Genomic DNA, 15,509 nt, shown 5'->3' on the forward strand with positions numbered 1-15,509 from the left:
AAGCACAAGGGATACTAATAAAAGAAATAGTATTTGCTATTTCGAAGTTCATCAAAAAGGAGTGTTTTTCTAATGAAGCAAAACATCGGAACAATAAATGCCCTAATTCGAATTACACTCGGACTTATCCTCTTCGGTTGTAGTACCGCTAAACTCGTACGCAAACCCTGGTGCACTTGGTCTAAAGTTTTACTATGGTTTGGTGCAATGAAAATTGCAGAGGGGATTGTTCGTTTCTGCCCTATTGCTGAAGTATGTAAATTTGGAAAATTCATGAGTATGGGCGCATTTAAAATGCCCAGCATGAATTTTGCTGAAAAAGGACATGCTAAAGAAGAAGTGAATCAAACTTCCAATCATGACAAACCACAGTCAAATGGAAGTTATGACGCTTCTGACAAAGAGATTGAGTCAGCGATTGAAGATATAATCCTGGCAAAACCGCTTTGAATCATTTGTCACGACGCAAGATGCTCTCAAAGAGACTTAGCTGCTGCAGTGGGCGGTTAAGTCTTCTTTATTTTATCACAAAACAGAACGTACATTCTTATTTTTGACCCTAAAACGTACATAAAAGATATCAATAAATAAGATTCAGAAAATTAGGTTTAAACCCCTTGCTTAAAATGATATAAAAGTGATATCATTTTTATATCAGGAGGCGATCATATGAAAGAAAAACAAGTATTTTACGTAAATGGTTTTCTCGGTATTATTGGGATTTTGATTTTAGCTGCTATAGGTGTATTTTTCCTTGCGCAAGAAATTTTCATAGGAGCAGCATTAACTATTATTTTAGCCGCGGTTCTCGCAACAGGTATCGGTATCGTTCAACCGAATCAAGCGAAAGTTATTACGTTCTTCGGTAATTATTTAGGAACAATTCGTCAAAACGGTTTATTTTTAACAATTCCATTCGCATTCCGTCAAACTGTATCGTTACGCGTTGAAAACTTTAACAGTAAGAAATTAAAAGTAAACGATGTTGAGGGAAATCCAATTGAAATTGCAGCCGTTATCGTATATAAAGTTGTTGATTCTTCAAAAGCAATGTTTGGTGTGGAGCATTACGATCGATTCGTAGAAATTCAAAGCGAAACGGCAATCCGCCACGTTGCAACAAAATATCCTTATGATAATTTCCAAGATGAAGCTTGTATCACGTTACGTGGAAATACTGAGGAAATTTCAGAAGAGCTAAAACGCGAATTAGAAGCGCGTCTTGAAATTGCTGGTGTAGAAGTATTAGAAACTCGTTTAACACATTTGGCTTACGCAACAGAAATTGCCCATGCAATGCTACAACGTCAACAAGCAAAAGCAGTATTAGCTGCTAGAAAAGAGATTGTTGAAGGTGCTGTGCAGATGGCAAAAGATTCAATCCATATGTTAGACGAAGAGGGCGTACTTGAATTAGATGACGAGCGTAAAGCAAATATGGTAAACAACTTATTAGTTGCCATCGTTTCAGATAAAGGTGCGCAACCAGTTATTAATACAGGAAGCCTATACTAAGGGTTATAAGTAATTATGGCTAAAAAGAAAAGCTTTCCATTACGTATTGATCCTGAATTACACGCAGTCATCGAAAAATGGGCGAATGATGAGTTTCGTAGCGTCAATGCACACATCGAGTATTTACTTCGAGAAATGGCAAAGCAAAAAGGGAAATTAAAGAAAGATAAAGATGCATAAAAAAATCCCGCTGAGAAATCAGCGGGATTTTTTACATATTAACTTCTCGTCATCTCATGCCCAATTGCACGATATCCTATATCACTTCGATAAAATAGACCATCACTCTCAATTTTACCAATTTCTTTATACACTTTATCCTTCGCTTCTTGTAAACTATTTGCCTTACAAGCAACAAATAAGACACGGCCACCGTTTGTTACAAATTCTCCATGTTTCATCGTCGTACCTGCATGGAAAACAATTACATCTTGCAGGGCATCTAGTCCGCTAATAATATGACCTTTTTCATATGCTTCTGGATATCCTTTAGAAGCAAGTACAACACCAATAACTGCTTCTTCTGACCATTGTAACGTTAGTTCACTTTCATCTAATACAGCGTTACATACATCAACTAAATCATTTTCTAAACGAGGTAAGACTACTTCCGTTTCAGGATCACCAAAGCGCGCATTAAATTCAATTACCTTTGGACCATCATTTGTTAAAATAAGACCTGCGTATAAAATACCTGTAAACGAACGATTTTCTGCAATCATCGCTTTAGCAGTTGGATGTAATACTGTCTGAATCGCCTCTTGAACTGCTGATTCTGGAATTTGTGGTACTGGAGAATATGCACCCATTCCGCCCGTATTTGGACCTTTATCGCCATCAAAAGCTCGTTTATGATCTTGAGCAATTACCATCGGATGTACACTTGTTCCATTCACGAATGCCATTAATGAAAATTCTTGTCCATCTAAAAATTCTTCGATAACAACCTTCTGACTTGCTTCACCAAATTTTACATCTTGTAGCATTTCTTTCACAGCCTGTAATGCCTCTTCAAGCGTCATCGCTACTGTTACACCTTTACCAGCCGCTAAGCCGTCAGCCTTAATAACGATTGGCGCACCAACTTTTTGAATATACTGTACTGCTTCTTCATAATCTGTAAAAGTTTCATATGCTGCAGTTGGAATATCATACTTTTTCATAAGCTCTTTTGTAAAAGCTTTACTACCTTCAATAACAGCAGCCGCTTTATTCGGACCAAATACGCGAAGTCCCTCTTCTTTAAATCGATCAACGATTCCATTCATAAGTGGAATTTCTGGCCCAACGAAAGTTAATTCAACATTATTCTCTTTGGCAAATAAAACTAATGCATCAAAATCATTTTCATCAATATCAACTGGTGTTGCAACGTCACGCATACCTTCATTACCTGGTGCTACATATACCTTTTTCACTTTTGCAGATTGTGCAAACTTCCAAGCTAAAGCATGCTCACGACCACCGCGGCCAATTACTAAAACATTCATATTTCATCCCCCAATAATTAAATAGGTACAAACTAGAAGCTATGCTCCTAGTTTGTTTTTTCATATCAATAAAAGTTTAAAAAGGAGAATCAAGAGAACCGAGCAGGTCGAGGCGCATTTGCCAGGAGGACACAGAGTGTAGTTTTCCTACACGAGTACCGCACTGGCATTGCAACGACGACATGCGACAGTTATCTTGACCGGACTTTTTAAACATCCTCTATTAATGTTTGAAATGACGTACGCCAGTGAACACCATAGCAATCCCATACTTATCTGCCACTTTAATAGAATCTTCGTCACGGATTGATCCGCCTGGTTGAATGATTGCTGTAATTCCTGCTTTTGCTGCTTCTTCTACTGTATCTGGCATTGGGAAGAAAGCATCAGATGCAAGTGCGCTACCTTGTGCTTTTTCGCCAGCTTGTGTAATTGCGATTTTTGCAGAACCTACACGGTTCATCTGTCCTGCACCTACACCAACTGTCATGTTATCATTCGCTAAAACAATTGCGTTTGATTTCACATGTTTTACAACTTTCCAAGCTAGTTTTAAATCTTTCCACTCTTGCTCTGACGGTTCACGTTTCGTCGGAATTGAAATTGTACTTTCATCTAATGATAACGTATCTTCCTCTTGAACAAGAAGACCACCTTGTACAGAAGTTAGTTTTTTACTTGCACTTGTCGCTTTTTCAATATTTACAGTTAGTAAACGTAAGTTTTTCTTACTTTGCAACACTTCTAAAGCTTCTTTTGAGAAAGAAGGTGCAATAATAATTTCTAAGAAAATTTCATGTAACTTTTCTGCTGTAGCTTTGTCAATTTCACGATTCGCTGCGATAATGCCTCCAAAGATTGATACTGGATCCGCTTCATAAGCACGTGTGTATGCTTCATGAATATCAGTTCCTACCCCAACACCACATGGATTCATATGTTTTACTGCTACTACTGCTGGCTCTGTAAATTCTTTTACGATACTAAGCGCTGCATCTGCATCGTTAATATTGTTATAAGATAATTCTTTACCGTGTAATTGTTCTGCGTACGCAACAGAAGAGGTTACAGCGAATGGTGCTTTATAGAAAGTAGCCTTTTGATGTGGGTTCTCTCCATAACGTAAATCCTGTTTTTTCTCAAATGTCACAGTTAATGTTTCAGGACTTTCTTCACCCATTTGTTCTGTTAAGTAATTAGAAATTAGCGCATCATACGCTGCTGTATGACGGAATACTTTCGCTGCTAATTTACGTTTCGTTTCGTCTGTTACTTCACCGTTCTCTGTCAGTTCTGCTAATACAACATCATAATCTACTGGATCTACAATTACTGATACAAATTTATGATTTTTCGCAGCAGAGCGAATCATTGTTGGGCCACCGATATCAATATTTTCAATTGCATCAGCAAATGTTACATCAGGCTTAGCGATTGTTTCTTTAAATGGGTATAAGTTAACAACAACAAAGTCAATTGCTTGAATACCTAATTCATTCATTTGTGCTACATGTGTTTCATTATCACGAACTGCTAATAGACCACCATGAATATTTGGATGTAATGTTTTTACACGGCCATCCATAATTTCCGGGAAACCAGTTACTTCAGAAATACCGATTACTTGTAAGCCGTTTTCTTCTAGTAATTTTTTCGTACCACCTGTTGAAATAACTTCGATTCCCTGTTCTAGTAAACCTTTAACAAATTCTACTACTCCTGTTTTATCTGAAACACTTACTAATGCACGCTTTTTCATTTATCCTTCACCCCTGGTTGTATGTTAGTTAACAGTTGGTTCTTTCACAGACTGAACAATTTGATTCACTGTATTTACGTATAATTTATGTTCAACTTGTTGAATTTTCTTTTGTAAGTTTTCTCTCGTATCCCCTTCAGAAACAACTACTGCTTCTTGCGCAATAATTGGGCCTGTATCCATACCTGCATCTACATAATGAATTGTTACTCCAGTTACTTTCACACCTGCTTCTAACGCTTGACCGACAGCATCTTTACCCGGAAAACTCGGTAGTAGTGATGGATGAATATTAATAATCTTCCCGCCGTACGCCTCTAGTAAAGTCGGCCCAATTAAACGCATATATCCAGCTAAAATAACATAGTCAATCTCATACTCTTCTAGCTTCTTTAATATCTCTTTTTCAAATGCTTCTTTTGACTCATATGCTTTCGCTGAAAAGGCGAAACACGGAATATGATGATAATGTGCCCGTCCAATAACGCGTGCCTCTGGTTTATCACATACTAATAAACTAATATCTGCATCCAATCTTTTTTCTTCTACCGCATTAACAAGAGATTGAAAGTTAGATCCACTCCCAGAAGCAAAAACTGCTAATCTACTCATAGTGCTGTGCCCCCGTTAAAGGTAACACCAGCGCCTTGTACAGTACGTCCAATAATATGTGCTGCTTCTCCTTGCTCTTCAAGAAGACGAACAACATCTTTTGCATCTTCTTCCTTCACCGCTACTACCATACCAATACCCATGTTAAAAATATTGAACATTTCTTTCTCTTCTAGTTTCCCAACTTCTTGAAGTAAACTGAAGATCGGCTGAATTTCCCAAGATCCTAGTTCAATCTCAGCACCGATTCCTTCTGGCAACATACGCGGGATATTTTCAATGAATCCACCACCTGTAATATGCGCCATACCGTATACTTCATGTTTCTTCAATAGTTCTAAAATAGGTTTGACATAAATTTTCGTTGGTTTTAATAATTCTTCACCAAGAGATAGTTCTAAGCGTCCATAAATACGATCTAAAGATAGTTCTCCATCTTCTAGTAACACTTTTCGTACTAAAGAATAACCGTTACTATGAATACCGCTAGATGCTAAGCCAATTAACACGTGACCAGCTTCAATCTTTTCACCTGTTACAATTTTCTTTTTATCAACAATCCCAACTGTAAAACCAGCTAAGTCGTATTCTTCCGTAGAATACATTCCTGGCATTTCAGCTGTTTCTCCACCAATTAATGCACAACCTGCTTGGCGACAGCCCTCTGATATACCTTTGACGATGTTTTCAATTTTACTAGGTTCAGCTTTACCACAAGCAATATAATCAAGGAAGAAAAGCGGCTCTGCCCCTTGGACAACAATATCATTTACACACATTGCTACTGCATCAATACCAATAGTGTCATGTTTATCTGCCATAAAAGCGAGCATCAATTTCGTTCCCACGCCATCTGTTCCAGATACTAATACAGGTTCTTCTAATGCAAATTTTGATAGATCAAACATACCTCCAAAACCGCCTAAACCGCCTAGTACTTCTTTTCTCATTGTTGTTTGTACGTGTTTTTTCATGCGAGATACTGCTTCATATCCAGCTTCAATATCTACTCCTGCTTGCTTATATGCATTCGCCATCGTTATTTACACCTCGTCTTTTAATTTCTCCCCATTCAGGGCGGCCGTTTTAAGAAAGAAGCTAGCTTCTACATCAAAAGAAGTAGAAGCTTTTTTCTTCTTATTTCATACTTTCTAAAAGCTCTTGTTCATAATCATAAAGAGCTGTTGGATAGTCCCCATTAAAGTAAGCCATACATAGGCCGCCATATTTCCCTTCATATGGACGTCCAATTGCATCTACTAATCCATCTTCACTTAAAAATGTTAGTGAATCTGCACCGATCATTTCACGGATTTCTTCTACAGTATTATTTGCTGCAATTAATTCTTTTCTCGTTTGAATATCAATGCCATAGAAGCATGGATACTTAAGAGGTGGTGAAGCGATTCTTACATGAACTTCTGTCGCTCCAGCCTCACGAAGCATACGAACAATTCGTTTACTTGTCGTCCCTCTTACGATAGAGTCATCAATCATAACAACTCGTTTCCCCTCAACCACACCTCTTACTGCGGAAAGTTTCATCTTAACCCCTTGCTCGCGCAGTTCTTGAGAAGGTTGAATAAAAGTACGTCCAACGTAACGATTTTTAATTAATCCTAACTCATACGGAATGCCTGTTGCCTCGGCATAGCCGATCGCAGCTGAAATACTAGAGTCTGGTACACCCGTAACAACATCAGCTTCAATAGGAGCTTCTGCCGCCAAACGTTTCCCCATATTTTTACGCGCTGCATGGACATTAACACCAGCAATATTTGAATCTGGACGTGCGAAGTAAATGTATTCCATACTGCAAATCGCATGCTCTACATCATTTGTGAAACGATCTACGTGAATTCCTTCATCATTAATGATAATTAATTCACCAGGTTCTACATCACGAATATATGTTGCACCTACTACATCAAAAGCACATGTTTCTGATGCTACAACGTAAGCATCACCCATCTTTCCAATTGAAAGAGGACGGAATCCATTCGGATCTAGCGCAACAATCATTTCATTTCCAGTTAGTAAAAGATATGCAAACGCACCTTTCACTTTATTTAAAGCCTCTTTTACACTTTCAATTAAAGAATCTTTCGTACTACGTTTAATAAGATGTAAAAGTACTTCTGTATCTGAACTTGTTTGAAAAATACTTCCTTCTGCCTCTAATTCACGACGAAGCATTTTTGCATTAATTAAATTTCCGTTATGAGCTAACGCCATGCTATGATCGGAAAAGCGGAATAATAGTGGCTGAACGTTAGCAACTTCACTTCCACCAGCCGTCGCATATCGTACGTGTCCAATTGCTGATTTTCCGTTTAATCCTTCTAGCTCACCTCTTGAAAACACTTCTGATATTAAACCTAACCCCTTGTGACCGATGATTTTTTCCCCATTATTTACAACAATGCCTGCGCCTTCTTGCCCACGGTGCTGCAAACTGTGCAATCCGTAGTACGAAACTTGTGCTGCATTTTCATGCCCCCAAATTCCAAAAACGCCACATTCTTCATTTAACCCTTTTATTTCAGCAAGCATGGGATTGCCCCTTTCCAAGCCGTTCTCATTTCATCTACATTTGCTGTAAGTAATACTTCATTTTCTTCATTATGAATTGTTACTTCATTTGTATTTGTCACTTCTCCGACTTGAGTTGCTTCAACCATTTTCTCGAATGCTTCTTTATTTTCACGTTTTACAGTTATTACGAAGCGAGATTGTGATTCCGCAAATAATACTGCTGTTGCCTCACCGTCTAATTTCACAGTAGCACCTAAACCGTTAGCACCAATTGCACTTTCTGAAATTGCAACTGCTAAACCACCTTCAGCAACATCATGTGCAGATTGAACAAGGCCAGCTTGAATTGCTTCTAGTACTTGTTTTTGGCGTTTTAATTCTACATCTAGATCGATACTTGGTGATTGACCGAAAATTTTGCCGTGAAGCATCTTCTGTAATTCGCTTCCACCAAACTCAGCTTTCGTCTCTCCGATTACATAAACTAAATCGCCAGCTTGCTTAAATTCTTGCGTTGTTACATGTTTTAAATCATGTACAAGACCGACCATCCCAACAGTTGGTGTTGGATATACAGCTTCACCACTACGCTCGTTATACATCGATACGTTTCCGCCGATAACTGGTGTTTGTAATGTACGACAAGCTTCACTCATACCATCTACTGATTTTTCAATTTGCCAGAAGATTTCTGGTTTCTCTGGGTTACCGAAGTTTAAGCAATCTGTAATTGCAAGTGGCTCCCCGCCAGAACATACGATATTACGCGCTGCCTCTGCTACTGCAATTTTACCGCCCATTTCTGGATCTAAATAAATGTAGCGAGAGTTACAATCTGTCGTCATTGCTAATCCTTTTTCTGTACCACGTACACGTACAACCGCTGCATCTGAACCTGGTGTAACAACTGTGCTTGTGCGTACTTGATAATCATATTGATCATATACCCACTCTTTACTTGCGATCGTTGGTTGTTGTAATAACGCGAATAACGTTTCTTTATAATTTTCTACTTTCGGCGTTTCCATTTTCATTTCTTGGAATTCAGCAAAGTAGGCTGCTTCTTTTGATGGCTTATGATAAATTGGTGCTTCTTCTGCAAGAGCATCTGCTGGTACTTCAGCTACCTTCTCACCTTTATGGAATAAACGAAGCATTTTGTCTTCAGTTACTTTCCCCATCGTAACTGCTGCAAGACCATACTTCTCGAATAAATCTACTATTTCTTGCTCTCTACCTTTTTTCACAACGATTAACATACGCTCTTGTGATTCAGATAGCATCATTTCATATGGTGTCATTCCTGTTTCACGCTGTGGTACATCATCTAAGTACATTTCAATACCCATTCCTGCTTTACTTGCCATTTCTGCAGAAGATGATGTTAAACCAGCTGCACCCATATCTTGAATTCCAACAAGTGCATCCGACTGAATAAGTTCTAAGCAAGCTTCAATAAGAAGTTTCTCCATAAATGGATCTCCTACTTGAACTGCTGGACGCTTCGCTTCTGAGCTTTCAGATAGTTCTTCAGATGCGAATGTTGCACCGTGAATACCATCACGACCAGTTGACGCTCCTACGTACATTACTGTATTACCAGCACCGTGCGCTTGCCCTTTTTTAATATCTTCGTGGTTAATTAAACCTACGCACATTGCATTTACAAGTGGATTTCCTTCATAACATGGATCAAACTGTACTTCGCCGCCAACAGTAGGGATACCGATGCAGTTACCGTATCCTGCGATTCCTGCTACTACTTCTTCGAATAAATATTTCACACGTGGTGATTGTAATTCACCGAAGCGAAGTGAGTTTAATAGAGCCACCGGACGTGCTCCCATAGAGAATACGTCACGAATAATACCACCAACGCCTGTTGCTGCTCCTTGATATGGTTCAATAGCTGAAGGATGGTTATGGCTTTCCATTTTAAATACAACTGCTTGATTATCACCGATATCTACAATTCCAGCGCCTTCTCCAGGTCCTTGTAGGACACGCTCACCCGTCGTTGGGAACTTGCGAAGAACTGGTTTTGAATTTTTATAACTACAATGTTCAGACCACATTACAGAGAATAAACCTGTTTCTGTATAATTTGGCAGACGGCCTAAAATCTTTTCAACCATGGCAAACTCTTCGTCTGTTAGCCCCATTTCCGCATATATGCGCTCTTCTTTAATTTGTGTTGGATTTGGTTCAAGCATTAACGACATATGTTTCCCTCCACTGTTTTAAGATAGATTGAAAGACTTTTAACCCTTCAGCACCGCCAAGTAATTCATCTACAGCACGCTCTGGATGTGGCATCATACCCAGAACATTTCCTTTTTCATTTACAATACCAGCAATATCTGAAACGCTTCCATTCGGATTTTCCACGTAACGGAATGCAATTTGATTATTCTCTTCTAATCTTTTAAGAGTTTCTTCATCACAATAGTAATTTCCCTCACCATGCGCGATTGGAATATTGATCACTGCACCTTTTTCATATTGTGATGTAAACATCGTTTCATTATTTTCAACACGCAACTGAACAGTGCGGCACATAAATTTTAAATTTTCGTTTCTCATTAACGCTCCTGGTAGTAATCCTGATTCAACAAGAATCTGGAATCCATTACACACACCTAAAATTGGCTTTCCTTGCTCAGCGGCTTTTTGCACTGCTTTCATTGCATTAGCGAAGCGAGAAATAGCACCGCAACGTAAGTAGTCACCGTAAGAGAATCCACCTGGTAATAGAATTGCATCATATTCATCTAAATTCTCTGTATCGTGCCAAACGTAATCTACTTCTTCGCCAAGCTCATCTTTAATTGCATGGAACATATCAACATCACAGTTCGAACCCGGAAATACTATTACTGCAAATTTCACTGTGCGACAACCTCCTCAACCTCATAACGGAAGTCTTCCATTACAACGTTCGCTAATAGTTTTTCACACATTTCTTTTACCTTGCTATCTAGATCAGATACTGATTTATCAATTGTTAATTCCATGTACTTTCCGATTCGAACATCTTGTACTTCTGTGAACGAAAGACTATGAAGCGCACCTTTCACTGCTGTTCCTTGTGGATCTAATACGCTTTCTCTTAATGTTACATATACCTTAACTTTATACATGTGAAATTCCCCCTAAACGTTTTAAAATCTCTTCATAAGCTTCTGTTAAATTTCCAAGATCACGACGGAATACGTCTTTATCAAACTTTTCATTGCTCGTTTCATCCCATAAACGGCAAGTATCCGGTGAAATTTCATCCGCTAAAATGATTTCTCCTTCATCTGTTACACCAAACTCTAATTTAAAATCTACTAATCTTACACGACAGCTTGCGAAATGATCAATCAACACTTGATTGATTTGTAGAGCCATATCTCGTAATACACTTACTTGCTCTGGCGATGCAACGTTTAATACACGAATATGATCTTCCGTTACAAGCGGATCTCCTAAATCATCATCTTTGAAGTAAAATTCTACGATTGGTTCTGCAAGTACAGTTCCCTCTTCCATTCCTAAACGTTTTGAAAGGCTTCCTGCAATTACATTTCTTGTGACAACTTCTAGAGGAATAATACTCACTTTTTTAACAAGTTGCTCTGTTTCAGATAACTTCTCAACAAAATGTGTTTTAATTCCTACTTCTTGTAACTTTCTGAACAATAAAGTTGTAATCTCATTGTTCAAACGACCTTTTCCTGTAATCGTCTCTTTTTTCTCCCCATTGAAAGCAGTCGCACTATCTTTGTACTCTACCCAAACCATATCTGCTGATTCTGTACGATAAATTCTTTTTGCCTTACCTTCATACAGCAATTCTAGCTTTTGCATTTCGCAAGCCCCCTGTAGTTTGAAAAATGTGAATAATGTTTTTATAAAGAATGGCACAGAATGACTCTCTTCTGTGCCATATGAAATTTTACGCTTCGTTTAATCCAAGGCGTTCAAAGATTGTATCAACGTGTTGCATATGATGCTCATAATTGAAGCACTCATTAATTTCTTCTTGTGTTAATTTGCTCGTAATACGCTCATCAGCTTCTACAAGTTCTTTAAATTGTACTTGTGTTTCCCAAGCTTCCATCGCTTTAGGCTGTACGATATCATAAGCTTCCTCACGTACCATTCCTTTGTCGATTAACGTAAGCATTACGCGCTGAGAATAAATTAAACCGTATGTTCTTGTCATATTGCGTTTCATATTCTCTGGGTATACAGTTAAGTTTTTAACGATATTACCAAAGCGATTTAACATGTAATTTAACGCAATTGTAGCATCTGGTAAAATTACGCGTTCTGCAGAAGAGTGAGAGATGTCACGCTCATGCCATAATGGAACATTCTCGTAAGCTGTCATCATATAACCGCGGATAACACGAGCTAAACCAGTCATATTTTCAGAGCCAATTGGATTACGTTTATGTGGCATTGCAGAAGAACCTTTTTGGCCTTTTGCGAAAGCCTCTTCAACTTCACGTGTTTCACTCTTTTGTAAACCACGAATCTCAACCGCCATCTTTTCAATAGATGTTGCGATTAGTGCAAGTGTTGACATGTAGTGTGCATGACGATCACGTTGCAATGTTTGTGTTGAAATTGGTGCTGCTTCTAATCCTAAGTTTTCACAAACAAATTTTTCTACGAATGGATCGATATTTGCATATGTACCAACCGCACCAGATAGTTTACCAACGCGAACTGTATCAGCAGCTTGTTTGAAACGCTCTACGTTACGTTTCATTTCTTCATACCAAAGACCAAGTTTTAAACCAAATGTTGTTGGTTCTGCATGAACACCGTGTGTTCTTCCCATCATGATCGTGTATTTATGCTCTTTTGCTTTGTTAGCTAAAATGCTTACAAAGTTTTCTAAGTCTTTTAATATGATTTCATTCGCTTGTTTTAAGATGTAAGATAACGCTGTATCTACTACGTCTGTAGATGTTAAACCGTAATGAACCCATTTACGTTCTTCGCCTAATGCTGGTGTTTCTGATACAGCACGAGTGAATGCAACTACGTCATGACGTGTTTCTTTTTCGATCTCATAAATGCGCTCAATATCAAATGATGCATGTTCACGAATTTTCTTCACATCTTCTTTTGGAATATCGCCAAGCTCAGCCCATGCTTCACAAGCTAAAATCTCAACCTCTAACCATGCTTTAAATTTGTTCTCTTCCGTCCAAATCGCACCCATTTCAGGGCGTGTATAACGACTAATCATCTTTTTCCCTCCAACAGTTGTTCTTGATGGTCCCAAATATGCAAACTCTTCGCTTTTTCTAAAGCGGCTTCAATATTATCATTTAAAATATTAACATGCCCCATTTTTCGCTGCGCTTTTGCTTCTTCTTTTCCATATAAGTGTAAATAGCACCCGGTTAATCTATTCACTTGTCTTAGGACCCCTTCTATATGTTCGCCTAAAATGTTTACCATGACAACTGGTTTTAACAAATTTGTTTCTCCAAGAGGTAAATTACAGATTGCTCGAATATGTTGACCAAATTGGCTCGTTTCACATGCATCCTGTGTATAGTGTCCTGAATTGTGAGGTCTTGGTGCTAATTCATTAATATAAATCTCACCGTCAGCTGTAGCAAACATCTCTACCGCTAGTGTTCCCACAAGTTCTAGTTCATCCGCAAGCACTTTTGCATAAGCAATTGCTTTTTGAGAAAGTTCTTCTGTAATGCGAGCTGGAACGATGGATTCATGCAAAATGTTATTTACATGGATATTTTCCGCTACCGGAAATACTTTCGTTTCCCCACTTACACTACGAATTACAATAACTGATACTTCTTTTTCAAAAGGCACCCATTTCTCTAAAATGCATTCTGCTTCATCCGCAAGCTTTCGTGCTTTCTCAACGTCAGCTTCACTTCTTAAAACAACCTGCCCTTTCCCATCATATCCACCTGTCGTCGTTTTTAAGACGGAAGGATATGATAACTCAGCAATCGCTTCAGTAAGCTGCTCTTGATTTTGAACTAATCTATACGTTGCTACTGGTAATCCCGCTTTTTCAATTGCATTCTTTTCGGTAAAACGATTTTGCGTTTTACTTAACAACTGACTGCCTTGCGGTAAGTAAGCATGTTTTTCAAGCCATTGTAAACATCTATAATCAATATTCTCAAATTCATATGTGACAACATCACTTATCTCTGCTAAATGCTGAATTGCTTTTAAATCGTCATATGATGCAACAATTTCAATATCAGCAACTTGTGCACATGGTGAGTTTTTTGTAGGATCTAAAACAGCAATTTTATATCCCATCTCCTTAGCTGCCAATGCCATCATTCTTCCTAGCTGGCCGCCTCCAATAATACCGATTGTTTTTCCAGGTAAAATGATTCTCGTCATACTAGCTCACTACCTTCGCGCACATCTTTTTCAATTGCTTCTCTTCTCAATTCTAATGCATCATGTATGTCATCATGGAATGATCCAAGTATTTGTGCAGCGAGTAAACCAGCATTTGTTGAACCAGCTTTACCAATTGCAACAGTTGCAACTGGAACCCCTCCTGGCATTTGGACGATGGATAATAATGAATCTAAGCCGTTTAACGCTTTTGATTGAACTGGAACACCGATTACAGGAAGATTTGTCTTCGCTGCAACCATTCCTGGTAAATGCGCTGCTCCACCAGCTCCAGCAATAATAACTTTCAATCCACGTTCACGAGCCGTCTCTGCATATTCAAACATATAATCCGGAGTCCGATGAGCGGATACAACTTTTTTCTCATACGGTATATTTAATTCATCTAAAATGTCACAAGCATATTTCATTGTTTCCCAGTCTGACGTGCTTCCCATTATGACTCCAACTAGTGATTTCATATTAGAATCCCCCCGATTCAAATAAAAAAAGCCTGAAATAGAACAGTTTCTCTTTTACTATGAGAGAAAGCGCTCTACTCAGGCATACGTATCCCTTGTAAATAGAAAAATACCGAGTGACTTTCCCTCATAGTCTAACGAATAACGGTCGTTAGGTAGAGACTTGCAGGCCATATCCCCGCGATTATATGAGGTCTTTTATATTATTGTTTCTATGGCTATATTAACAATATTTCATAAACAATGTCAACAAATAATCGAATGTTTTTTTATTAGCCATTGATAACGTTCGTGTTTTAGTTATATTCAAAAGGAGAATTGCAACTATATGCAAGAATGAAAGGGAATTAGAATATATATTTCTAGAGATCTATTTTACGTATAACTGTTTACATAGTACTTCAGTATGTTTTAATCAAAGTATATACACTCTTGTGAACTTATTATTGTAGTGATTTAATTTCTAAGGGGGAATAATCGTGAAAAAAATAACTATGCTATTATCCTATTTATTTTTCTCTATCGCAGTAATTGCTGTAATGATTGAATACTTATTTATATCATCCCATTTTTTCTACTCTCATTATTTTAAATATATACTTGCGCTAGAAATAATGTGTCCTATCATAGGTATTATTTTAGGCGTACTCGGAAAACCTGGAAAACCAAAAATCATTGCTATTACTTTGAATAGCCTTATTTTCATTCTCTTTTCTTCTT

At 38.0% G+C, this 15,509-nt stretch carries 16 protein-coding genes and 1 riboswitch; of the genes, 4 read left to right on the forward strand and 12 right to left on the reverse strand.

Translation table 11 applies throughout. The features are described from left to right. The first annotated feature begins 72 nt into the window (after positions 1-72). The 3 genes from COI75_RS03900 to COI75_RS03910 all read left to right on the forward strand — a co-directional run bounded on the left by COI75_RS03900 (position 73) and on the right by COI75_RS03910 (position 1,695). The gene (locus COI75_RS03900) at positions 73-450 is read left to right on the forward strand and encodes a YgaP family membrane protein (RefSeq protein ID WP_000812335.1); all 378 of its coding nucleotides are present in this window, start codon (positions 73-75) and stop codon (positions 448-450) included. A gap of 219 nt (positions 451-669) precedes the next feature. Beyond that, positions 670-1,515: an SPFH domain-containing protein gene (locus tag COI75_RS03905; RefSeq protein ID WP_000660672.1), complete on the forward strand. Its 846-nt coding sequence runs from the start codon at positions 670-672 to the stop codon at positions 1,513-1,515. Between the two features lie 15 nt (positions 1,516-1,530). Beyond that, a complete protein-coding gene (locus COI75_RS03910) occupies positions 1,531-1,695 on the forward strand; it encodes a toxin-antitoxin system HicB family antitoxin (protein ID WP_001085171.1) in 165 nt (54 codons plus the stop codon). Between the two features lie 38 nt (positions 1,696-1,733). Here the strand turns inward: COI75_RS03910 and purD are convergent, their stop codons facing one another. From purD to purE, 12 genes are all read right to left on the reverse strand, one after another. After that, positions 1,734-3,005: a phosphoribosylamine--glycine ligase gene (gene purD / locus COI75_RS03915; protein WP_098448242.1), complete on the reverse strand. Its 1,272-nt coding sequence runs from the start codon at positions 3,003-3,005 to the stop codon at positions 1,734-1,736. Positions 3,006-3,228: 223 nt separating this feature from the next. Then, positions 3,229-4,764, reverse strand: coding sequence for a bifunctional phosphoribosylaminoimidazolecarboxamide formyltransferase/IMP cyclohydrolase (gene purH, locus COI75_RS03920; RefSeq protein WP_098448243.1), 1,536 nt, complete (start codon positions 4,762-4,764; stop codon positions 3,229-3,231). A gap of 24 nt (positions 4,765-4,788) precedes the next feature. Then, the gene (gene purN / locus COI75_RS03925; RefSeq protein WP_098448244.1) at positions 4,789-5,376 is read right to left on the reverse strand and encodes a phosphoribosylglycinamide formyltransferase; all 588 of its coding nucleotides are present in this window, start codon (positions 5,374-5,376) and stop codon (positions 4,789-4,791) included. Then, positions 5,373-6,413, reverse strand: a complete 1,041-nt coding sequence (purM, locus tag COI75_RS03930; protein ID WP_001262438.1) for a phosphoribosylformylglycinamidine cyclo-ligase — start codon at positions 6,411-6,413, stop codon at positions 5,373-5,375. Before purM ends, purN begins: the two co-directional genes overlap by 4 nt. Before the next feature lie 100 nt (positions 6,414-6,513). Further along, entirely contained in the window at positions 6,514-7,929 is a 1,416-nt protein-coding gene (gene purF / locus COI75_RS03935) for an amidophosphoribosyltransferase (RefSeq protein ID WP_000879015.1), read from the reverse strand. After that, positions 7,914-10,133: a phosphoribosylformylglycinamidine synthase II gene (gene purL, locus COI75_RS03940; RefSeq protein ID WP_000055569.1), complete on the reverse strand. Its 2,220-nt coding sequence runs from the start codon at positions 10,131-10,133 to the stop codon at positions 7,914-7,916. Before purL ends, purF begins: the two co-directional genes overlap by 16 nt. Further along, positions 10,117-10,800 (reverse strand): phosphoribosylformylglycinamidine synthase subunit PurQ, encoded by a 684-nt coding sequence (purQ, locus tag COI75_RS03945; protein ID WP_000666781.1) that lies wholly within the window; start codon positions 10,798-10,800, stop codon positions 10,117-10,119. Before purQ ends, purL begins: the two co-directional genes overlap by 17 nt. After that, positions 10,797-11,051, reverse strand: coding sequence for a phosphoribosylformylglycinamidine synthase subunit PurS (gene purS / locus COI75_RS03950; RefSeq protein WP_000278823.1), 255 nt, complete (start codon positions 11,049-11,051; stop codon positions 10,797-10,799). Before purS ends, purQ begins: the two co-directional genes overlap by 4 nt. Then, complete coding sequence (gene purC / locus COI75_RS03955; RefSeq protein ID WP_001170543.1) at positions 11,044-11,763, reverse strand: phosphoribosylaminoimidazolesuccinocarboxamide synthase; 720 nt, start codon at positions 11,761-11,763, stop codon at positions 11,044-11,046. The genes purS and purC overlap by 8 nt, the downstream gene beginning before the upstream one ends. An 88-nt stretch (positions 11,764-11,851) precedes the next feature. Continuing rightward, entirely contained in the window at positions 11,852-13,159 is a 1,308-nt protein-coding gene (gene purB / locus COI75_RS03960) for an adenylosuccinate lyase (RefSeq protein WP_000625689.1), read from the reverse strand. Beyond that, positions 13,156-14,307, reverse strand: a complete 1,152-nt coding sequence (gene purK / locus COI75_RS03965) for a 5-(carboxyamino)imidazole ribonucleotide synthase (RefSeq protein ID WP_000196797.1) — start codon at positions 14,305-14,307, stop codon at positions 13,156-13,158. The genes purB and purK overlap by 4 nt, the downstream gene beginning before the upstream one ends. Beyond that, complete coding sequence (gene purE / locus COI75_RS03970) at positions 14,304-14,789, reverse strand: 5-(carboxyamino)imidazole ribonucleotide mutase (RefSeq protein ID WP_000839367.1); 486 nt, start codon at positions 14,787-14,789, stop codon at positions 14,304-14,306. Before purE ends, purK begins: the two co-directional genes overlap by 4 nt. A 110-nt stretch (positions 14,790-14,899) precedes the next feature. Next, positions 14,900-15,001: riboswitch (purine riboswitch) on the reverse strand. Positions 15,002-15,268: 267 nt separating this feature from the next. On the opposite strand from purE, the gene COI75_RS03975 reads away from it, so the two are divergent. Next, the coding region (locus COI75_RS03975) for a hypothetical protein (protein WP_098448245.1) at positions 15,269-15,509 on the forward strand (241 nt) is incomplete at its 3' end.

It is taken from the genome of Bacillus cereus (assembly GCF_002564555.1).
GTDB lineage: Bacteria > Bacillota > Bacilli > Bacillales > Bacillaceae_G > Bacillus_A > Bacillus_A cereus_K.